The following is a 19796-nucleotide window of genomic DNA, read 5'->3' as shown; positions in this document are numbered from 1 at the left end:
GCTCGGCGGGGGGCCGGGCGGGCCACGGAGGCCCCGCCGGAGGAGTGCCCTCACCTTCCGTGTTGACCGATGGAATCCCCCCGCCCTATCTCCGCGTTGCTCCAGCCTTCGGCCGGAGAGCGCACGGAGGCGCGCACACCACATGGCGAGCACGGTCACCCCCTGGGTCGGGGTCATCATGGGCGGCAGGAGTGACTTGGAGTACCTGCAGCCCGGCGTGGACATCCTCAAGGAGCTGGCGATTCCCCACGAGGTCCGTGTGGTGTCCGCCCACCGCACCCCGGACTGGATGATGGAGTACGCGTCCACCGCGGAGTCGCGCGGGCTGTCCGTCATCATCGCCGCCGCGGGAGGGGCCGCCCACCTGCCCGGCATGGTGTCCAGCAAGACGCTGCTGCCCGTCATCGGCGTGCCCATGCCCACCACGCTGCTGAGCGGGCTGGACGCGCTCCTGTCCATCGTCCAGATGCCCAAGGGCGTGCCCGTGGGCACGCAGGCCATCGGCAAGCCGGGCGCCGCCAACGCGGCCCTGCATGCCGCGGCCATCCTCTGCCTGAAGTACCCCGAGCTGCGCGAGCGGCTCGCGGCCTGGCGCAAGGCGCGCACCGACGAGGTGCTGGCGCACCGGGAGATTTCATGAAGTCGCGCGTGGTGCTCCCTGGCGGGACGATTGGCATCCTCGGCGGCGGTCAGCTGGGGCGGATGATGGCGCTGGCGGCGCGCACGCTGGGCTTCCAGGTGAAGGCGTTGGATCCGGACGCCACCTGCCCCGCCCTGTCGGTGGTGGACGAGTGCATCACCGCTTCCTTCGCGGACGAGGGCGCCGCCGAGAAGCTGGCGCGCGGCAGCGACACGGTGACGCTCGAAATCGAGAAGGTCGCCCTGTCCACGCTGGAGGCCGTGGCCCGCCATGCGCCCATGCGCCCGGGCGCGGACGTGCTGCGCGTGGTGCAGCACCGCGGCCGGCAGAAGGGCTGGCTCGCCCAGGGAGGCTTCCCCCTGGGCCCCTGGCGCGAGGCCCACTCCGCCGCCGAGCTGGCCGAGGCGATTGGCGCGCTGGGCGGCCGCTGCTTCGTGAAGTCCAGCGAGGGCGGCTATGACGGCCGCGGCCAGGTGGAGGTGACGTCCTCGGCCGATGCCCCCACCGCGTGGCAGGAGCTGGGCGAGCGCTCCGTGGTGGTGGAGGCCGCGCTCGACTTGCAGTCCGAGCTGTCCGTGCTGGTGGCGCGCAGCCCCAGGGGCGAGACGGCCGTGTACCCGCCCGCCTACAACCACCACGAGGAGCGCATCCTCGCGTGGTCGCTGTTGCCGGGGCCGCTGCCGGAGAAGGTCTCCGCGCGGGCCACGGAGGTGGCGCGCGCCATCACCGAGGCGCTCCAGGTGGAGGGCCTGCTGGTGGTGGAGATGTTCCTGTTGCGCGACGGGAGCCTGCTCGTCAACGAGCTGGCGCCGCGCCCGCACAACAGCTTCCACTCCACGGAGGTGGCGTGCCTCACGTCCCAGTTCGAGCAGGCGGTGCGCGCGGCGTGCAACCTGCCGCTGGGCTCGGTGGAGGTGGTGCGCCCGGCGGCCATCGTCAACCTGCTGGGTGACTTGTGGCTGAAGGAGGGCGGCCCGCGCTTCGAGGACGTGCTGGCCATGCCCGGCGTCCGGCTGCACCTGTACGGCAAGCGGGACGCGCGCAAGGGACGGAAGATGGGGCACCTGTCCGCGGTGGGAAGCACGCCCGAGGACGCGCTCGCGCGGGTGAAGGCCGCGGCCACCGCCCTGGGAGTCTGAGGCCGTGAAGACAAACGCCGCCCGCATCCTGGACTCGCTCGGCGTGAAGTACGAGCTGCGCGACTACGAGGTGGACCCGGACGATTTGTCCGCGGAGTCGGTGGCCGCGAAGGTGGGCATGCCCGCCGAGCAGGTCTTCAAGACGCTGGTGGCGCGCGGAGACCGCACGGGCGTGCTGATGGCGGTGGTGCCCGGCAACGCGGAGCTGGACTTGAAGGCGCTGGCCCGGCTCACCGGCGACCGCAAGGTGGACACCGTGCCCCTCAAGGAGCTGCAGCCGCTCACCGGCTACGTGCGCGGCGGCTGCACCGCCATTGGCGGCAAGAAGGACTACCCCGTCTTCGTCGACGAGACGCTGGAGCTGTTCGACGTGGTGGCGGTGTCCGCGGGCGTGCGCGGCACGCAGCTCGTGCTGTCCCCGGCGGACTACCTGCGGGTGACGAAGGCGAAGGTGGGCCCCATCTCGCGCGACAAGGTCTGAGGCCTACGCCGCGGCGCCCTGGGCTGGCAGGAAGAGCACCTTGCCGGCCGTCCTGTCCGACGAGGCGATGCGCACCGCCTCGCCCGCGGACTCCAGCGGCAGGCGCGCGCGCACCGGCGTCTCCAGCACGCGGCCCACCAGCGAGGGCACCACCATCCGCGCCTTGAGCTTCTCCTTGCCGGGGCCCACGCGGGCCCAGCGCTCCAGCCAGAAGCCCTCCACCTTCTTGTCGCCGAAGATGAAGTCGCCCGGGTGGATGCGGCACTCCTGCTCGGACAGGAGGCCGTGGACGATGACGGTGCCCCCATCGACGAGGGCGCGCATGAGCTGCCCGGTGAGGCGCCCGCCCACCGCGTCGAAGGCGAGCGACACCTTCAGCTCGTGGCACAAGCGCCGCAGCCGCTCCTCGAACTCCGGCTCATGGCTGCTGAGCACGTGCTCGGCGCCCGACTTGCGCAGCAGCTCCACCTGCTCCGGGCGCCCCACCACGTGCACCATGGGCAGCTTCTCGCGCTTCGCCAGCGCCAGCAGCATGCGCCCCAGGGCGCTCGCCGCCGCCGACTGGACCAGCGCCCCGTGCCCGCCCTCCTTCGCGCGCTCCATCAGCGCCCACGCCGTGACGGGGTTGATGAGGAGGCTCGCCCCCTGCTCGTCGGAGATGTGCGAGCGCAGCGGGACGCACTGCGGCACTCCCACCACCGCGTACTCCGCCCACAGCCCGTCCCCTTCGGTGGGGGCGCCGCAGGCCACGCGCCGGCCCACCAGCAGCCGCCCGGTGACGCCGCCGGCCGCCACCACCGTGCCACACCCCTCCAGGCCCGGCACCGTGGGCAGCGGCTTCCTCAGGCCGTACAGCCCCCGGATGAACATCAGGTCCGCCGGGTTGATGGGAGATGCGGCCATCCGCACCAGCACCTGGCTCGGAGACGGCCGCGGCACGGGCCGCGTCTCCACCTGGAGGGAGTCCTTCCGCCCGTCGTAGGCGGTGAGGACCAGCGCTCGCATCGTCTCGGGAATGGGAAGCGCGCTCATCGGGGAGACCTTTTTATTCGCCCGCGCGTGAAAGGGGGGAATCCCTACCCGGTGTCCGTAGCCGTGGGGTGTCGATGAGCGCCACCATATTGCAATTCCATCACCGTGAAGCCTTCGAGCGCACCGTCACGCGCGCCCTCGCCGCGGGGGCGGCGGCGGGACTCGTGCACCTCGCCACCCTGCGCGTGGGCCTGCCGGTGCCGCTGGCGTGGCTCGTTCCCGCCGCGGTGGTGGTGGCGTGCGCGCGGGGAGACCGATGGGACCGGGTGCTCCTGGGCGGCCTGGGGGTGCTGCTCACCGCGCTGCCGTACGCGCTGGGCATGGCGCCCGCGTGGACGGTGGCGTGCAGCGCGGCGGCGGCGGGGGCGCTGCTGGTGCGCGCGCGGCTCAACGAGCGGGGCGAGGAGGGACAGGTGGCGGAGGCCCGCCCCACCCTCGTGCACTTCGGCCTCGGGGCGGCGCTGGGCGCGGGGCTCACGCTGGGCGGGCTCGAGGTGGCGGAGGTCTTCTCCGCGCGGCTCACGGACGTGGCCACGCCGGCCCTGCTGCGGGTGGGCGTGGTGGGCGGCATCCTCGGCCTCTTCATGGGGCTGAGCGCGTCGGCCGCGCACCTGGGGCTGTCCGCGGACCCGGTGGAGGCGCGCGCCGAGGAGCTGCTGCCCCGGCTCGCGGGCGACTTCCGCACCCTGTGCGAGCGCGCCCTGTCCCTCTACCGGCAATGCGGGCAGTCGCTCGCCCTGCTGCCGCGCGAGCCGGCGCGCGAGGAGCTGGCCCGCACGCTGGCCCGGATTACTCGCGACGCGGTGGAGCTGGCCTCGGAGTGGGCCGGCGTGGAGGCGCAGCTGGAGGAACGCGCGCAGGCGGAGCTGCAAGCGGAGCGCGAGGATTTGGAGCGCAGCGCCCGCGCCAGCACGGACGCGGTGGCGCGGCGGCAGTTGGAGCTGGCCGCGGCGTCGCTGGCGGAGGAAGTGGAGCGCCTGGGTGAGCTGAAGGGCCGGCGCGAGCGAATCCTCGCGAGGCTGCGCGCGGAGGTGGCCCTGCTGGAGCGGGCGCGCGTGGCGCTGCTGTCGTTGCGCAGTGGACAGGCGCAGCTCAAGGCGGCCGAGCTGTCGGCGCTCGCCCGCCGCTTCCGCGCCCTGTCCTCCGTGCAGTGGGAGGAGGGACAGTCCCTGGATTCGGTCGCCACCCAGGCCGCCCTGTCCGTGACGCCGGGCGTCGCGCCGGCGACGGTGGACCCGCTCGCGGGGGCAGGAGAGACCCCGAAGTCCAAGGAAAATCGCGGGGTTCGAGAGTGAGATAGGGGGAGCAGGAAGAGGGGCCGTTGCCCGGCCGTAATGGGGTTTTCTCAGCACGCTCACCGGACGGGCCTGAAGCCGTCGGCCGCATGGGCTACACTTTCCCCACATGAGCCGCTCCCCCTCCCGCGCCTCTGCTCGAGCACCTGACTGGCTGTGGAACGGCGATGAGCCCAGTGTCACCTCCGTGTTCCAGCCCATCGTGGACCTGCGCCATGGCGAAGTGATTGGCCATGAGGTGCTGTCACGAGGGCCCGGAGAATGGCGGGAGCCGCACGTGCTCTTCACACAGGCGCGCGCGGAGGGCTTCACGTGGGAGCTGGAGCGCGCGTGCTGGACGTCCGCGCTGCGCTGTATCTCCACGCTGCCGGATGAGCAGCGGCGCGCGCCCTTCTTCTTCAACGTCAGCCCGGACGTGCTGAGCGACCCGCGCTTCGGCGACGGCTCCACGGTGGAGCTGCTGGCGCGCTACGGATTGAATCCGCGGCACCTGGTGCTGGAAATCACGGAGAAGGCGGCGTTCGAGGACACGGAGCTGATTCAGCGGCTGACGCGCCAGTACGCGGCGCAGGGCTTCGGGATTGCGCTGGATGACTTCGGCGCGGGGCACTCGGGGCTGGTGACGCTGGTGTACAGCGCGCCGCAGTTCATCAAGCTGGACCAGGCGCTGGTGCGGAACATCCACCGGCACAGCTACCCGCAGCACCTGGTGAAGTCGCTGGTGGACTTCGCGCGCAGCGTGGACGCGGTGCTCATCGCCGAGGGCGTGGAGACGTGGGACGAGCTGGCGGTGCTGCTGCGGCTGGGCATCCGCCACGTGCAGGGCTACCTCGTGGCGCGTCCGGCGTCGGTGCCGGTGCGGCCCGCCGGAGACTTCGAGGAGCGGCGCCACCAGGCGATGCGGGCGCTGGACTTCCGCGAGGGCGAGCACGACGAGACGGTGGGCAGCATGGTCATCCGCCGCATGTGCGTGGACGTGTCCATGACCGCGAGGGAACTGGACGGACTGTTCCAGCAGGCGCCGCAGCTCGGCCACGTCGTCCTGCTGGACGACAGCGAACGCCCCCAGGCACTGGTGATGCGGCAGCGCACGGCCACGCCGGACCGGAACCCGCTCGTGGTGGAGGAGCGCCTGGCCATCACCACGTTGGCGCGGCTGGCCATGAAGCGCACACCGGAGTGCCTCTATGACCCGGTGGTGGTGACGGATGCGCAGGGACGGTTCCTGGGCACCGTGACGATGAAGCAGCTCATCCACCGGTCCACGGAGCTGCTGGAGCAACGCGCGCCGCGGTGACCCTCACCGGGGGTAGCGGACAGGCCAGGCCGACTCGGGTCCGACCTCCTTGATGGAGACGGGCACGTTCACGCGGAACGCGACCACCGCGTACAGCTCCGCCTGGCACTCCGAGCACTCGGTGTAGCAGGCCTCCTCCACGGAGTCCGGGTCTCCCAGGTCCGGAGTCACCACGTCCGCGTCGCGCCACGCACTGAAGGCCCGATGCGATTCCGGCCACCAATGGAAGGGCTGCCCCACCGCGTATTCCCGGTGCGCGAACCGGCCGCGCTCATCTCCGTCGAATGACGAGGCCACATGTGCTTGAGCGCGCATCCGCGCAGCGCGGCCACAGACAGGGCACGTGGCCTGGAAGACCACCCAGTTGTACGCAGCCACCTTGCTCACGCCTCCTTCGTCTCATCCAGCGCCTTCGGACTCGGTGCTGGCGGGCAGGAACTCCTCGAAGACGAGGAGCTCCACCTGCGTCGTCTCTCCGATGCGCTCCAGCATGGCGCGAATGGGCTCCCAGAGAAGACCGCCCAGTCCCGCGCCAATCCGGGGAAGGCCGATGCGCGGGATGCCGAGCTGCTCGGCGGCTCGCACCATCCGGGTGACGGCGGCCTCGATGGCCGGCAGCTCCGCCTTCGTCCGCCACGTCTTCTGCGTCCCCAGGTTGAAGACCGTCACGCCGTCCTCGGTCCAGGTGAAGACGTCCCCGGGCCGGAAGCGCCCGTCCGCGCAGCGCTCCTTGTACTCGGCGTACATCCTCGGGAACCGCTGCCGGAACTCGACGGCGATGCCCTTGCCCATGGCGCCAGCGCAGTTGCAACCATGGGCCAGGGCCTTCAACCCGGGCCAGCGGAACAGGTCACCCTTCACGAAGCGCGTGGGCATCGGGCCAATGACGCCTGCGAGACGGGTCTCCTGACGTCCGCCGCGTCTGCCTATTGCCCCGAAGGGAACCACGCAAAGCGCGAGAGAGCTGTTTCTTGTCATGAAAGGACGCGCGCTGCGGCCGGCTGAGAGCGCCTCGGGATGTCAGAAAGGGTTGCTAAGAGGTCGCTCCGCCCGAAGCGGCGAAAAGAAGAGGACATGGTCAATTCACACGACGAGATGACACGAAGCACCGCGAAGCCAGGCCAGCACATGCCGTCCTTGCAGCGGCTGTGGCTGTTCCTGTCGGCACTCTGCATGGCCCTTCCCGCGCCATCTCATGCCCAGCTCCAGCAGTTTCCGGAGATCAGCGGCGAAGTCGCGGAGTGCCACAATTGCCTGAGCACCACGGAGGGGACCGTCACAATCAACTACACATGGTATTACAATTCCTCGAACGCCCAGACGGTCGGCACCGCGCCTACAGGCGCAGAGGTGATGGGGGTCTATCTGGCGGGTGCTCCAACAGGGAAATCCGTCCTCTTCAACAAGATTGCGCTCACCCACGGAAGCTGGACGGACAACGTCTTCCTGAGCAAGACGGACGGGACGGTCTGGTTCCCCCAGGCACAACTCCCCAGTACCGTTTGGAATGGGCAGCCCGTCACGGGAACATGGCTGGCCAAGCCGACCGTCATCGCGTCTGATTCTTCTTCAGAACTGAAGATGAGTCTCGTCATCAAGTGGCGAGTCCCGCCCCCGCCCACCGTCGATGTCATCTTCTCCACGCCGTACCTGTATGATGCGGGCCGTTTCTGGGGCTATGCATCCGGGTGGCGGAGGAGCGACAGCACCACCCTCACGGCGACGGTTTCCATGACCGAGGATACCGAGACGAGCCCATTCGCCACGGTCCGCGCCAACCAGAAGTACGTCTTCAACCACGATGAGTTTGTCGTTGATGTGCCAGCCCGGTTCAAGGACGGCGCAACACATCAATTGACATCCGTTGCCCGTCCCGACGGCACGACTGCAAGCCTGGCCCGATTCCATTCAATATGCCTCACTCCCGCGGGCATTCCGTGCGAAGGCTCGGTACTCAATGGGAGAGGCTCGACCCTCCCGCTTCAGGGGAACTGGGGGATCAAGGGAGGCATGCGCATCAAGATTGACGACGACCTCAACTACACGACGGCCGTCTACCATTGGCTCCAAGCGAATGGAGCGTCCGTCTGGATGGAGGCTCGAAGCAATGTCATCGAGATGTTCCCTGCGGCGGATTCATACGGGCTGGTGCGCTCGCCCGGCGGTGCGCTCTACCTGCTCGTCGGCCGCGCCAGACTGCCCGTGGTGAGCGCGGAGGCGGCTCGCGCCGCGGGCTTCGAGCCCTCGACAGCCCCCATCTATCGGGACGATGTGTTGTCGCGAATCCCCAGCATCCCGGAAGATGGCACCATTCTCCGCGAGACGGGCAAGCCGGCCATCTATGTCATCGCGGGCGGCGCACGTTTCTGGGTACCCACCCCTGCCTCGTGGGGTACCTACCGTGATGCATTGGGGCTTAGCGATGCCTCCATCCGCCAGGTCCCGGCAGGCTCACTGCAGGGCATCTCCGCGAGTCCGGCCGACGGTACCGTGGTGCGCGAGCTGGGCAAACCCGCCCTCTGGGTGTACCAGGGCGGAGGCCGCTTCTGGGTGGCCAGCCTCGAGGCCTGGGGCACCTACAAGGCCGTCACGGGCGCGACGGACGCAATCATCCGCAACATTCCGCCCGGCTCGCTCTCATGGACGCTGGTGGACGTCAACGGCCAGGACGAGGGGCGTGTTCGTGAGGACCTGCCTCGTGACGGGACGGTGGTGCGCGAGCTGGGAAGGACTGGCATCTGGGTGTACCGAGGTGGAGGTCGCTTCTGGGTGCCCACCCCGGCGTCCTGGGACAGCTACAAGGCAGCCACGGGCACGACGGACGCGAGCATCCGCAACATTCCTCTGGGCTCGCTCTGGTCGACGCTGGTGGACGTCAACGGCCAGGACGAGGGGCGTGCTCGCGAGGACCTGCCTCGCGACGGGACGGTGGTACGTCAGGTTGGCTCTCCGGAGGTGTTCATCTACCAGGGCGGGGGCAACTTCTGGATTCCTTCCCCTGAGGAACTGGCTGCATGGGGAGATGCCGCGCAACGGATTCAGGCCATCCCCGCCGGAAGCCTCCAGCAAACACTCATCATCGTGAACGATGCGGAGACGCTGGTCGCCCGGGATGACATGCCCCGGGACGGAACGCTGATTCGGGAGCGCACGGGTCTCCAGGTCTATCAGGTGCAGGACCGGAAGAAGTACCCCGTCAGCGGCCATGACCCCGCCCAGGTGAAGCTCGTGCCCGACGGCTCTATCGGGCGCGTCCCCAACGGCTGACGCAGGCTTCGAGCGGCACTGAAACACCCCCGGGGCAGCCAGCCGATGGGCTGCCCCGGGTTGCCTCGGCGTCCGCTCACGCCTTCACCACCGGACCGTCAGCTCCGTCGTCTCTCCCGCGGCGGCGTTCGTCGTGACTTCATGCACGCCCAGCGCGACGTGCTCGAGCCGCACCTTCACACTCCCGCTCCCCACTTTGATGGCGCGCGTCGGAGACAGCCCCACGTATTGGTCGTTGATCCAGACACGGGCACGCGGAATGGCGACCACCTGCAACCTCGTGGGCGCCTCCACGGGCGCGCTCCACCCGCCCGAATAGCTCCCGCCTCCATGACAGTGATAATCGCCCGTGCGGCGGTTGTTGTGGCAGCCCGCGCTGTTGGTCCGCCCCGGGTGCGCCCACGCGACGCGGGCGGCGACGAGGCCCAGCACGGCCCCCACCACGACCCGCACCCGCTTCCCCTGTCTCATGGCTCCACCTTTCCGATGAGTGCCTCGACGAGCGTTCCGTCGTGCCATCCGAGCAATGCCAGATGAGCCCCCAGGCGCGCCGGGACGTGGGCCACCCCGGTCCCGGTGCGTGTCAGGTCCTTCATGGCGAACGTCTGCCCGGTGAGGCGCCTCGCCACCTCCTGGAGTGCCTCCCGGGTCAGCGCTTCACGCCCATGTTCCGCGGCGGTGACGTGGACTCCGCGCGTCACGCCCTGGCTCACGAAGAGATGGACGAGCGTGCCAGGAGGCACCTCACGCACGGCGAGCACTCCGGGGCGTTTCTCCTCCAGCCCCGAGAACGCCAGCAGCGCCTGCGCGACCTCCACGGGCTCCCCCAGGGGCAGGCGATTCTTCAGCAGGGCTTCGCGTCGCTGGAGGAGCTGGTTCCGCACCTCGGTCAGCCGGGTGTCTCCTTCGAGCACGGAGAGCAGCACCCCCGCCTCCACCTCGGCGGATTGGAGTGCCCGCAGCGACGGACCGAGGCCGCCAGCGGGACGCGCCATCCTCTCGAGCCGGGAGACTTCCGACGAGTGGAAGGTCGCGAACGCCGTCCGGGCCGCTTCGCCAGGGTCGGCCTCCACGGCGAGCTTGAGCGCGTGGGCCCGGCAGCGAAGCCCTTGCGGCGGACACTTCTGGGCGCGCAGGAGATAGGCGTGCGACAGCAGGGGACCCGGCGGCTCCGCGGCGAGCGTGGGAGCCTGGATGCGCAACAGCGTGCTGAGCGCATCCTCCACCTCCCCCTTCGCGAGCAGGGCCTTGCCCTGTTCGAGCCGCTTGTTCTCCAGCCGCGCGCGAAGCCCGTCCACCAGCACCGTCGGCGCCCCCTCATCCGCGAGCGCCTTCAACTCCCGCTCAATCCCGGCGTCCTCGTCTCCGGAGAGCGCCGAGAGAATCCAGGCCTCGCGCAGACGGCGGCGCTCCGCTTCCAGGGGCTCCGTACCCGCCTTCGTGCTCGTGTAGAAGGTGATGAGCTTCACGGCCTCGCGGTTCTCCATGCCCGCGATGCGCGCCAGCACGAAGGCATTCCGGGCCTCGACGAACGCGGGCGACGTGTCTCCTCGCGCCTGCAGCGCGCTCGCATGCAGCTCGGCCACGTCGAGCGTGCCGGAGGCGGTCAGCCGCGCCAGGGCCTGGGTCGAAGGGCCCACGAACACGAAGCAACCCAGGATGGCGAGGGCACAAAGCCCCACGGCTCCGAGCCCCAGCCTGTCATGCCACCGCCTCACCGGCTTCGAGTCATCCGCCCGGCGCCGTCGCAACCAGCTCGCGGCCATCAACCAGAAGCCTGGCACGAGGCCCAGTGCGGCCAGCGCGACGAGCCCGGCCGAAGGATGCTGCCGGTAGAAGTCATGGCGCTCCGTGTATGCGTTCACGAGGAAGACAGCGCCGATGAAGCTCGTGAAGAACACGCCCAGCAGCCAGGCGAAGCGGTAGTCGAAGGGACGGGTGTCCCGGGCCGGAGTCGCACGAAAGTCGCTGCCCAGCAGCTTGATGAAGCCCCGCGCGCCGGCGAACGCATAGTGAACGGTCGCGGACGGAGCCTCGAACACCTCCAGGGTCTGTGAGAGGACACGGCCGCGGAGGGGCTCCAGTCGCGGCTCCAGCGAGGAGCGCGCCGAGAGGAACCCCGCGGCTTCGGCCTCCGGCCCCAGCCGGGCAGGAGGAATCGGCCCGTCATGCTCCCGCGTCTCCAGGGTCCGCGCGCCCCGCCACTGGAGCGCGCTGGGTGAGCCCCCCGTCAGACCTGGATGGGCACGAAGGCGTGGGTCCTCGGGCCAGATGCCCACCTGGGTGCGCTGCGCGGTCGTCACCTTCAGCCACCGGCGCATGACCCCCGAGGCCCGGCACGGCGAGCACCCCACCCGTCCCTTCGTGCAGCGGACGCACTTCTTCTGTCCGTTGCCGCGACACTCCGAGCAGTTGACCATCCGGTAGCTCTTGCGCGCCCGGCTCATCCGCCGCCCGCTGCCGCCGCAGCCCGAGCAGCTCGCGCGCAGGGTGCCCTGACAGGAAGGGCACGTCACCTGACCACTGCCGAAGCACCTGCCACAGTTCGAGAGGTGGGAGGTCCGCGACGCCAGTTCCTCGGGCGTCCCGCTCCAGAGGTCCAGTGATTCGAAATCCCTCACATCACCGGGCCGGTTCGTTCCACCCGTGTAGGGCTCCTCCACCCAGGTGCCCGTGCGAACCGCGTAGCGGGTGATGAGGCGCCCGTAGCGCAGCGTCTCGACGTCGACCCGGGTGATGAGGTCATGGAAGCTCGCGGGGCCCAATCGCCAGCGAGCCCACCCCACAGCCGAGACACGGGCCTTCCGCTCCATCTCCTCCGCTTGCATCGTGCGGCCTCCCCATCACGTCTGGCCGCGGTGTCTCCAGAATTCGCGGCGACGTGCGCCCCCATGGGATGGCGGAAGCCTTCGCCTGACCATCCCCCCGGGGTGGTAGACGCGAGCCACGTGTCACTCAGGCAGACTCACTCCCACGCCAGATGCAGGCGGCCGTCCTCGAAGATGAGCCCCGCGTCCTCCAGACCCGTGGAGCCGTTCTCCACCGCGGGCAACACGTTCTTCGGCGGAGCCAGCAGCGTGTCCCGGCCCTTCGTGAAGGTCTGCTCGCGCACCAGCGCCATGTAGGCCCGGCCCAGCTCCAGCGCCCGCTCGCGTGACGGCGTCACCAGCCACGTCAAATCCCGGTCCCCTCCCCTGGCCGCGCGGCGCACGGACGCCTCGTCCAGCGCGCCACCGGGGAAGAACCGCGAGAGCAACTCGTCATTGGCGCGGAACTCGTCGCCGCCCTTCACGCGCTCGAAGTACGTCAGCACCTCCGGCTTCGCGTGGCCCAGCTGCGGCACGTCGGGAATGCCTCGCAAATCCTGGTGCCGCCAGCCTTCCCTCCCCGGCACCTTGCGCGGAAAGCCAAACGTCTGGTCCACCGTCACGCCCAGGTTGGTGTGACAGCCCATGCAGAAGGCGTGCTCCTCCATCGTCTGCACGCGCAGCCGCCCGCGCGCGTCCTCGATGAAGCCCTGCAGCCGCCAGCCGAACTCATTCACCAGCCCCAGCTCGGGGTTGCCGGGGAACACGGGCAGCCGCCCCTGGAGCTTCTTCTCGCGCTCGCCCAGGTAGAGGGTCTGTACGCGCAGGCCCTCGTGCTCCTCGTCCTTGCGCGAGTAGCGGACCTCCTTCATGCGCGTGGACAGCAGCGTGGGCACGTCCGGGTCCACGTAGCGCACCGTGTGCAGGAACTCCGTCCCCACCGGATAGTAGCTCCGGCGCACGGGCACCTTCGCCGCGCCGCCCACGTAGTGCGATGGCAGCCCGCGCACCTCCTCCACCGACGCCTCCAGCACCCCGTCCCCGTCCAGGTCCACGCCACCCAGGCGCTCGTCCACGGGCTCCACCCGGCGCCGCGCGGCCTTCACGTCGCGCAGCTCCGGGTCCATCGTCATCGCCGCCTCGAGGATGGCGAGATTCAACCGGTACACCGCCATCGACGGCCGGCCCTCCGCGTCGCGACGGAAGGCCGCCGGCAGGCGGATGAACACGTCATCCGTGCTGCCATTGGTGGGCCAGAAGGTGCCCAGGAAGGGCTTGTAGCGCACCGCCCGCCAGCCGCTGCCGTCGCGGGCGAAGCCGTCCGCGTCGAAGCCCCGCGTCAGGTCCAGGTCCGGCACCCAGCCCTTGAAGCCACCGGGCCGCCCCAGCAGCGCGGTCCGCAGCGGCGTGTAGTTGTCCTGGCGGATGTACTCCAGGACCTCTTCGTCGGAGATGTCCTCCATCGCGGAGGAGCGGTCCGTGAAGAGGTTCGACCACTGGTTCGTCAGCCCCACATCGCTGAACGCGTACTCGGCCTGCAGGGCCGCGTCGTCCATGATGTTGTCGCCGACGCCGCCCGTGTGACACGTCCAGCACGGGTTGGAGACCCCCTCCGTCTTCGTGTAGCACATGGACGGAATGGGGGCCTCGCGGTTGTCCACGCGGCTGCCGCTCGCCAATGCCTGCGCGAGCGGGTCGAAGGGAGCCTCCGGCTCCAACGGCGGACGACCGCGAGTCCGCCACACGCCAGCGGCCGACGCCACCAGACCCAGCGCGAGGAGCCCGACGACGGCTCCCCGCATGACTCCCTTCGACACCGGAGACATCCGATTCAACCTCCGCGACTGCGTGAGACGGCGACTACGGCCAGACGCTGAAGTTGCCCTCGCCCGGGTGCTGGACGCTGACGAACAGGGTCTTCATGTCCGGGCTGAACGCGGGGCCGGTGGCCTCCGCGTCGCTCGGCATGGAGAGCACGCGGAACGCCTTGCGGTAGTACGGGCTGCCGGCGTGGGCCGGGTCCTGGTTCAGGTAGTAGATGCTGTCCGCCACCTTGTTGACGCTGAAGTTGCCGTCGGTGCCGAACCACACGCCGCCCTCACGGTCGATGGCGATGTTGTCCGGCTTCGACGCGGAGTACTCCGGCGCCGCGCTGGTCGCGGCCGTCTCGCCCTTCCACACGCGGAAGTAGGTGAACGTCTTCGAGCCGCCCGGCGCGGTGGTGCTCGACTCGCGGATGGCGAAGAGGGAGCCCACGCGGTCGACGGTGCGGTTGTCGTTGGGGCCACGGTTCTTCCCCACCCAGGCGGTTCCGTTGAACTGGGCGGTGGCGACGCGGCCCTGCTGGTCCAGCACGGTGATGTCGCCGTGCTCGGTGAAGGCCACGTAGAGCAGCGGCGTGCCGCTCGGGTCCTTCGGGTTCCACTCCAGGTCCTCGGGACGGTTGAGCTCCATCACGCCCAGCTTGTTCGACACGGTCCACAGCAGCTTGCGGACCTGCTCGTTGCTCGTGAAGCCACCCACGGCGTTGTAGTTGGCATCCCGCAGGGCGGCGCCCACCGTCAGCGACGGCTGGTTGTACGCCGCGCCATTGGGCACCACGTCCTCGCTCTCCAGGCTCAGCTCCACCCAGCGGCCCTCGCCCGGGGCCCGCTCGGTGGGAATCGCGCCGCCCACCAGCGTGTCACCCGTGCTGTTGTCCAGGCCCGCGAAGTGCGCGACGTACAGCTTGCCCTCGTTCAGCAGGTCGCGAATCTGCTTCTTCGTCATGCCCTCGGTGTAGTTGTCCTTGGAGACGAACTTGTAGATGCGGCCACCGCGGCGGTCGTCGCCGCCGTACATGACGACGGGCTGGTTGGGCAGCAGCTTCCAGTCCGCGCCCACCACGAAGGTGGCGTTCTCCCAGTGCGCCCGGCCCATGACACCCAGCTTGCGGTGCCCCACGCCCGGCTTCGTCGCGTCCTTCTCGTACCAGAGGTCCGGAGCCTGACCCGGGTCGATCTCCGTCAGGTAGCCGTAGCCGTCCTTGAGGTGGCGGGAGTTGACGTCGGAGCTGATGAAGTCACCCGACGAGGCAGGCGAGTAGTCCGGCGAGATGGGCGCGCCCGGCGCGAAGCCCGGCGCGTCCTGCTTCCAGTTCTGGCCGGCCCAGATGGCGCTCTCCGGGTCGCCGTAGCCGTCCTGGGTGTTCTCCTCGCCCGTGATGATGGTGCCCCACGGCGTCTGCCCGCCGGAGCAGTTCGCGTACGTCCCCGGCACCACGTCGGCCGCCAGCGGGGCGCCGCTGTCGTCACGGTCCACGCCGGACAGCGGCACGCCCGTCAGCTTCGCCAGCGTGGCGCTGGTGTTGTCGTAGCGCCGGTTGGCCGCGTTGCGGTCCACGGCCCACTCGCCGGTGGCCGGGTCCTGCACCACGCGAATCCACGAGCCGCCCACCTGCTTCTTCCACTCGCGGTTGTAGGTGATGAGCTGGTCGCTCCCCCACGTGGTGCCGTCCGTCACGTTGCGGGGCAGCACGCCGGTGTTGCCCAGGAACTTCGCGAAGTCCAGGTGCTGGCCCAGGGGCGCGGTGCCCGTGCTCGGCTTGGTGCCGGAGATGTACTCGTGGTTGATCCACATCCAGCCCGCCGAGTCGTTGCCGGCGAACTGGGGCGCGCTGCCGTTGGCGGACCAGCCGTCACCGAAGAAGGCGATGTAGTCCACGTTGGCGCCGAAGCGCGGGCTCGTGCGGCTGAAGCCGATGGGGTCCATCCACTTGATGACCGTGGTGGAGAACAGCCCCGGCACCGTGCGCACGGAGTCCGTCGAGGCCGGCGGCAGGGGGAACACCATGGGCGTCGGCATGTTGCCGGCGACCACCTGGTTGACGCGCGTCTTCACGTAGTCCGCCAGGTTGGTGGCACCAGTGCCCAGGTCGCCACGGAAGGTGATGGCGATCACCGAGGACAGCGCCGTGCCCGGCTCCACGCCAGGAGCGCGGTTGACGGCACCCGGCCCGGGCTGCCCGTACGAGCCCGGACCCGCGGGACCCTGGGGACCCTGCGGACCGGCAGGACCCTGCGGACCGGCAGGACCCTGCGGGCCCTCCGGACCGTCGGGACCTTGAGGGCCCTGCGGCCCAGGCTCCCCGTCCTCGCCATCCTGGCCGTCCTGGCCATCGACGCCGTCACGGCCGTCGGTGCCGTCCTCACCGGCGGGGCCCTGCGGGCCCTGCGGACCGGCCGGACCGGCGGGGCCCTGCTCACCCTCGCAGCCGACAGTGGCCACGGTGCTGCCCAGGAGCATCGCCGTGGTGGCGAGCCCCAACAGACGAGAAGACATGGAAACATTCCTCCAAGGTTGATCGCCGGCACGAGGACGCGCGAGCGGGGGCGCATCCTGCGGAGGCCTTGTGTCAATCCATTGGAGGGTGCGTCACTTCTTCATCACGGCCGTGCACCGGCCGCGTCACGGAGCGATGTCCACCCCGCTCACGCCCTCGAACTGCACGGTGGAGCCCGTGCGCACGCCCACCTTCTCCGTCCAGCCACCGGGCACCTCCAGCACGTACTGGCTGGGCACGCCCACCGAGCGGGACTCGAGGGATTTGGGCTGCGCGCGCGACACGATGCCGACGACGCGCAGGTCCGACGAGATGAAGAGCATGTCCAGCGGGATGAGCGTGTTCCTCATCCAGAAGCCCTGCACCTCTTCATGCGGGAAGAGGAAGAGCATGCCCTTCCCGTCCGCCAGTTCCTTGCGCCACATCAGGCCGCGGGTGCGCGCCTCGCGGGTGGCGGCGATCTCCACCTCCACCCGGTGCACGCCGCCATAGGCATCCTTGAGCCGCACGTGGCCCCGGGGCAGCGGCTGCATGGGGTAGTCCTCCGCGTTGACGTCGGTGACGGGAGGCTTCACGGGAGCCGCGGGCGCCGGCTTCGGCGGGCTCCCCTGCGCCTCCTGCTGACAGCCGGCCAGGAGCAGCGAGCCGGCCAGCACCACGCCGCGGACCAGGGCCTTCATGTGTGCGGGTGCAGCGGCTTGTTGAGCAGCTTCTCCGTCAGCTCGGGACCGAGGCTGTCGGACATCAGCCGCTCCACCACGGTCTCGAACTCCACCCGCTGGGTCTCACTGCTGTAGATGAAGCGGATGCCCATGCCGGGCTCCTCGGCGTCCGCCTTGGACCAGACCACCTCGCCCAAGAGCTCGAAGGGCGCCTCGCGGTGGGGCACCGTCAGCTTGAAGAGGAAGCGCGTGCCGATGGGCAGCGGCTTCTTCGTCTTGATGAACGTGCCGCCCTTGCTGATGTTCTTCGTATAGTCCGCGAAGAACGAGTTGAGCTTCTTGTAGTCGACCTTCAGCTCGATGGGGGCCCGCCCGTGCTGGCGGTGCTCGGAACCTGTCTTCTGTTCGGACATGCTGAGCGGGAGTATAGGGGAGGCCATGCGGCAAGTCCTCACCCGTGCCCTGGGCCTGTTGCGCCGCCCGGCCGTCCTGGCCACCGTGCTCCTGCTGGCCGGGGGTGGCTCGGCGCTCGTCCTCGTTCCCCTCTTTGGCGTGCCCGGTTTCGAACTGAGCCTGGCCCTGTCCATCGCCGTGGGCCTGCTCGGCGGGGGGACGGGCATCGCCGCCGCCGCCCAGGAGCGCCGTCTCCTCCTGGGGGTGGACCCCCGCCCTCCCGGTGTCGCTCGGGTCGAGACGCCCGGTGGCGCCGTGCGCCATGCCCTGGGCGCCTCCCTGCTCCTCAACCTGGGCGTGCTGGTGCCCCCCTTCCTCGCGTCCACCCTGTTCGCCTGGCTGCGCACGGCGTGCGACCCGTTCGAGCTGGTGGGCTTCTTCCCCCTGCTCACCCTCCCCTCGGCCGTGCTGGCGTCCGCGGCGGGCGTGCTGTGCGGCTTCCGGGCCCGGCGCCCGGGCCGGGCAGTGGGGCTGTACGCGCTGCTGGTGCTGATTTCGGCCGTACCCACCGCGTGGCCCATCGTCGCCGGGCCGCAGGTGTTCGCCTTCAACCACTTCCTGGGGCACATGCCGGGCCCGCTGTACGACGAGGCGCTGACGATTACGCCCGCCCTGGGCTGGTTCCGGCTGGAGACGCTGCTGTGGGCGCTCGTCCTGGCGGGGCTCGCCGCCGCGCTGCTGGACACGGGCTCCGGGCGCCTGGGGCGCTCCGGCCTGCGCCCCGGCGTGCTGGCCTCGCTGGCGCTGCCGCTCGCCGTCATCGTCTTCCTGGAGACGCGCGGCCCGGAATTGGGCCTGCGGATGAACGACGCGTACCTCGCCGAGGCGCTCGGCGGCGTGCGCGAGACGGAGCACTTCCGCCTGCACTACTGGCGCGGCAAGCCGCGCGAGGACGTGGACCGCTTCGCCCGGGACATGGAGTTCCGCTGGATGCAGACGCGGCGCTTCCTCGGCGTGGCCCCCACCGAGCGCATCGAGGTGTGGCTCTACAAGGACGAGGCCGAGAAGCAGAAGCTGGTGGGCGCCGGCCGCACCCAGTTCGCCAAGCCGTGGCTGCACTCGCTGCACATCCAGGACCGGCCCTTCCCCCACTCCGTGCTGCACCACGAACTGGCGCACGTCATGATGGCGCCCGCTGGCGGCGGCCCCTTCCGCGTCACCACCCGCCTGGGCGTCTGGCCCTTGATGGGATTGATTGAGGGCCTCGCGGTGGCGGCGGACGGCCCGGTGCAGGGCGACCTCACGCTGCACGAGTGGGCCGCGGGCATGCGCCGGCAGAAGCTGGCCCCGGACATGCGCAAGCTGATGGGGCCGGAGGGCTTCTACCAGTCCGCGCCCGCGCGCGCGTACACGGTGGCGGGCTCGTTCCTGCTGTACCTCGCGGAGAACTACGGGGCCGCGAAGCTGCGCGCCGTCTACGCCCACGGCGACTTCCCGGAGGCCTATGGCCGCCCCCTGGAAGAGCTCGTCTCCGAGTGGGAGCAGCACGTGGACGCGCTGCCCCTGGACGAAGCGGCGGTGGCGCGCGCCTTCGCCCGCTTCCGCACCGGCAGCCTCTTCACCCGCGCCTGCGCCCGCGAGGTCGCCCGGCTCGCCGAGTCTGCCCGCGAGGTGCTCGTCAGCGACCCCGACGACGCGCTGGAGCGCTACCGCCGCGCCGCGGAGCTGCAGCCGGACGAGCCCGGCTACCGCCTGGGCGAGGCCGCCGCCCTGTCCATCCTCGAACGGTACGACGACGCGGCCACCGTGCTGGCCACGCTGGCGGACGCGGAGCGCGTGAAGGGCCAGCTCGTGCTGGAGGCGGAGGTGGCCATGGCGCGCGCGGACGTGGAGCTCAAGCGCGAGCAGCCCGACGCGGCCCGGCGCTTCCTCGACACCGTGCTCGCGAAGGACGCCACCCCGGAGCTGACGCGCACCGCCCACGTGAAGCTCGCCGCGCTGGACTCCCCCGCGCGCAGGCCTCCCATCGACGCCTGGTTCAGCGCTTCCCGCGACGAGCTGCGCCTGTTGCTCCTGTCGCGCGCCCTCGTCGCCCTCCCGGGGGACCCGTTCCTCAACTACCTGTTGGGCCGGCGACTGAACCAGGTGGGCGCTCCGGGGCTCGCGGCCGAGCCGCTCCAGCGCGCCCTGGCGGACGAGACCCTCCCCCACGCCCTGCGCAAGGAGGCCTTCCGCCTGCGTGTGGAGTCCGCCTACCTCGCCGGGGACTGCGGCGCGGTGCGCCACGAGGTGGGGGCGCTGCCGGACTTCGGCGCCGCCTTCCGGGCCAGCGCCGACGAGTGGCGGGAGCGGTGTGATTTCGAGGAGACGACCTTCCGGGGCCCCCTGGTGCCACGTCAGGCTTTCCGCTAGCCGGGGATTCCGCTAGGCAGGAGCCTCGATAACGAAGACATCGCGGCGCA

General features: G+C 70.3%; 16 protein-coding genes. 7 read left to right on the top strand and 9 right to left on the bottom strand.

The features are described from left to right. The first annotated feature begins 142 nt into the window (after positions 1-142). Genes purE through ybaK form a run of 3 tightly spaced genes read left to right on the top strand, consistent with a single transcriptional unit; the run spans position 143 to position 2260 of the window. Positions 143-640 carry a 5-(carboxyamino)imidazole ribonucleotide mutase gene (gene purE, locus HG543_RS19500; protein ID WP_169346308.1) on the top strand — a complete coding sequence of 166 codons (498 nt, stop codon included), beginning with the start codon at positions 143-145 and terminating at the stop codon, positions 638-640. Next, complete coding sequence (gene purK / locus HG543_RS19495) at positions 637-1779, top strand: 5-(carboxyamino)imidazole ribonucleotide synthase (RefSeq protein ID WP_169346307.1); 1143 nt, start codon at positions 637-639, stop codon at positions 1777-1779. The genes purE and purK overlap by 4 nt, the downstream gene beginning before the upstream one ends. Before the next feature lie 4 nt (positions 1780-1783). After that, on the top strand, positions 1784-2260 hold the full coding sequence (gene ybaK / locus HG543_RS19490; RefSeq protein ID WP_169346306.1) for a Cys-tRNA(Pro) deacylase: 477 nt from the start codon (positions 1784-1786) through the stop codon (positions 2258-2260). Between the two features lie 3 nt (positions 2261-2263). Here the strand turns inward: ybaK and HG543_RS19485 are convergent, their stop codons facing one another. After that, positions 2264-3292 carry a zinc-binding dehydrogenase gene (locus tag HG543_RS19485; RefSeq protein WP_246357157.1) on the bottom strand — a complete coding sequence of 343 codons (1029 nt, stop codon included), beginning with the start codon at positions 3290-3292 and terminating at the stop codon, positions 2264-2266. A gap of 74 nt (positions 3293-3366) precedes the next feature. On the opposite strand from HG543_RS19485, the gene HG543_RS19480 reads away from it, so the two are divergent. Continuing rightward, positions 3367-4587: a hypothetical protein gene (locus HG543_RS19480; protein WP_169346305.1), complete on the top strand. Its 1221-nt coding sequence runs from the start codon at positions 3367-3369 to the stop codon at positions 4585-4587. 187 nt (positions 4588-4774) lie between these two features. Further along, positions 4775-5884, top strand: a complete 1110-nt coding sequence (locus tag HG543_RS19475; protein WP_343073394.1) for an EAL domain-containing protein — start codon at positions 4775-4777, stop codon at positions 5882-5884. Between the two features lie 3 nt (positions 5885-5887). Here HG543_RS19475 and HG543_RS19470 read toward each other — a convergent pair whose 3' ends face one another. Next, positions 5888-6271 (bottom strand): hypothetical protein, encoded by a 384-nt coding sequence (locus HG543_RS19470; RefSeq protein ID WP_169346303.1) that lies wholly within the window; start codon positions 6269-6271, stop codon positions 5888-5890. Positions 6272-6283: 12 nt separating this feature from the next. Continuing rightward, positions 6284-6760, bottom strand: a complete 477-nt coding sequence (locus HG543_RS19465; protein WP_169346302.1) for a macro domain-containing protein — start codon at positions 6758-6760, stop codon at positions 6284-6286. A gap of 198 nt (positions 6761-6958) precedes the next feature. Between HG543_RS19465 and HG543_RS19460 the strand changes: the two genes are divergently transcribed. Then, positions 6959-9151 (top strand): hypothetical protein, encoded by a 2193-nt coding sequence (locus tag HG543_RS19460; protein ID WP_169346301.1) that lies wholly within the window; start codon positions 6959-6961, stop codon positions 9149-9151. A gap of 84 nt (positions 9152-9235) precedes the next feature. On the opposite strand, the gene HG543_RS19455 is transcribed toward HG543_RS19460, so the two are convergent. The 6 genes from HG543_RS19455 to HG543_RS19430 all read right to left on the bottom strand — a co-directional run bounded on the left by HG543_RS19455 (position 9236) and on the right by HG543_RS19430 (position 17354). Continuing rightward, a complete protein-coding gene (locus HG543_RS19455; RefSeq protein ID WP_169346300.1) occupies positions 9236-9622 on the bottom strand; it encodes a YHYH domain-containing protein in 387 nt (128 codons plus the stop codon). Further along, the gene (locus tag HG543_RS19450) at positions 9619-11979 is read right to left on the bottom strand and encodes a DnaJ-like cysteine-rich domain-containing protein (RefSeq protein ID WP_169346299.1); all 2361 of its coding nucleotides are present in this window, start codon (positions 11977-11979) and stop codon (positions 9619-9621) included. The genes HG543_RS19455 and HG543_RS19450 overlap by 4 nt, the downstream gene beginning before the upstream one ends. 137 nt (positions 11980-12116) lie before the next feature. Then, entirely contained in the window at positions 12117-13760 is a 1644-nt protein-coding gene (locus HG543_RS19445) for an Aq_1262 family (lipo)protein (protein WP_246357156.1), read from the bottom strand. A gap of 58 nt (positions 13761-13818) precedes the next feature. Further along, positions 13819-16278 (bottom strand): alkaline phosphatase PhoX, encoded by a 2460-nt coding sequence (locus tag HG543_RS19440; RefSeq protein ID WP_169346297.1) that lies wholly within the window; start codon positions 16276-16278, stop codon positions 13819-13821. Positions 16279-16404: 126 nt separating this feature from the next. After that, positions 16405-16959: a DUF192 domain-containing protein gene (locus HG543_RS19435; protein ID WP_171817935.1), complete on the bottom strand. Its 555-nt coding sequence runs from the start codon at positions 16957-16959 to the stop codon at positions 16405-16407. Next, on the bottom strand, positions 16956-17354 hold the full coding sequence (locus HG543_RS19430; protein ID WP_169346296.1) for a TIGR02266 family protein: 399 nt from the start codon (positions 17352-17354) through the stop codon (positions 16956-16958). Before HG543_RS19430 ends, HG543_RS19435 begins: the two co-directional genes overlap by 4 nt. A 25-nt stretch (positions 17355-17379) precedes the next feature. Between HG543_RS19430 and HG543_RS19425 the strand changes: the two genes are divergently transcribed. Continuing rightward, positions 17380-19746 carry a hypothetical protein gene (locus HG543_RS19425; protein ID WP_171817936.1) on the top strand — a complete coding sequence of 789 codons (2367 nt, stop codon included), beginning with the start codon at positions 17380-17382 and terminating at the stop codon, positions 19744-19746. Positions 19747-19796: the final 50 nt, after the last annotated feature.

The organism is Pyxidicoccus fallax (genome assembly GCF_012933655.1).
GTDB classification, from domain to species: domain Bacteria; phylum Myxococcota; class Myxococcia; order Myxococcales; family Myxococcaceae; genus Myxococcus; species Myxococcus fallax.
Note: the sequence above shows the minus strand (reverse complement) of the source record. Positions and strands in the feature narration are given on the sequence as shown.

Excerpts from the sequence above, each read along its gene's own strand:
- purE (WP_169346308.1), top strand. The coding sequence starts at position 143 with ATGGCGAGCACGGTCACCCCCTGGGTCGGGGTCATCATGGGCGGCAGG.
- purK (WP_169346307.1), top strand. The coding sequence starts at position 637 with ATGAAGTCGCGCGTGGTGCTCCCTGGCGGGACGATTGGCATCCTCGGC.
- HG543_RS19485 (WP_246357157.1), bottom strand. The coding sequence starts at position 3,292 with ATGAGCGCGCTTCCCATTCCCGAGACGATGCGAGCGCTGGTCCTCACC.
- HG543_RS19480 (WP_169346305.1), top strand. The coding sequence starts at position 3,367 with ATGAGCGCCACCATATTGCAATTCCATCACCGTGAAGCCTTCGAGCGC.
- HG543_RS19465 (WP_169346302.1), bottom strand. The coding sequence starts at position 6,760 with ATGCCCACGCGCTTCGTGAAGGGTGACCTGTTCCGCTGGCCCGGGTTG.
- HG543_RS19460 (WP_169346301.1), top strand. The coding sequence starts at position 6,959 with ATGGTCAATTCACACGACGAGATGACACGAAGCACCGCGAAGCCAGGC.
- HG543_RS19455 (WP_169346300.1), bottom strand. The coding sequence starts at position 9,622 with ATGAGACAGGGGAAGCGGGTGCGGGTCGTGGTGGGGGCCGTGCTGGGC.
- HG543_RS19450 (WP_169346299.1), bottom strand. The coding sequence starts at position 11,979 with ATGCAAGCGGAGGAGATGGAGCGGAAGGCCCGTGTCTCGGCTGTGGGG.
- HG543_RS19445 (WP_246357156.1), bottom strand. The coding sequence starts at position 13,760 with ATGCGGGGAGCCGTCGTCGGGCTCCTCGCGCTGGGTCTGGTGGCGTCG.
- HG543_RS19440 (WP_169346297.1), bottom strand. The coding sequence starts at position 16,278 with ATGTCTTCTCGTCTGTTGGGGCTCGCCACCACGGCGATGCTCCTGGGC.
- HG543_RS19435 (WP_171817935.1), bottom strand. The coding sequence starts at position 16,959 with ATGAAGGCCCTGGTCCGCGGCGTGGTGCTGGCCGGCTCGCTGCTCCTG.
- HG543_RS19430 (WP_169346296.1), bottom strand. The coding sequence starts at position 17,354 with ATGTCCGAACAGAAGACAGGTTCCGAGCACCGCCAGCACGGGCGGGCC.
- HG543_RS19425 (WP_171817936.1), top strand. The coding sequence starts at position 17,380 with ATGCGGCAAGTCCTCACCCGTGCCCTGGGCCTGTTGCGCCGCCCGGCC.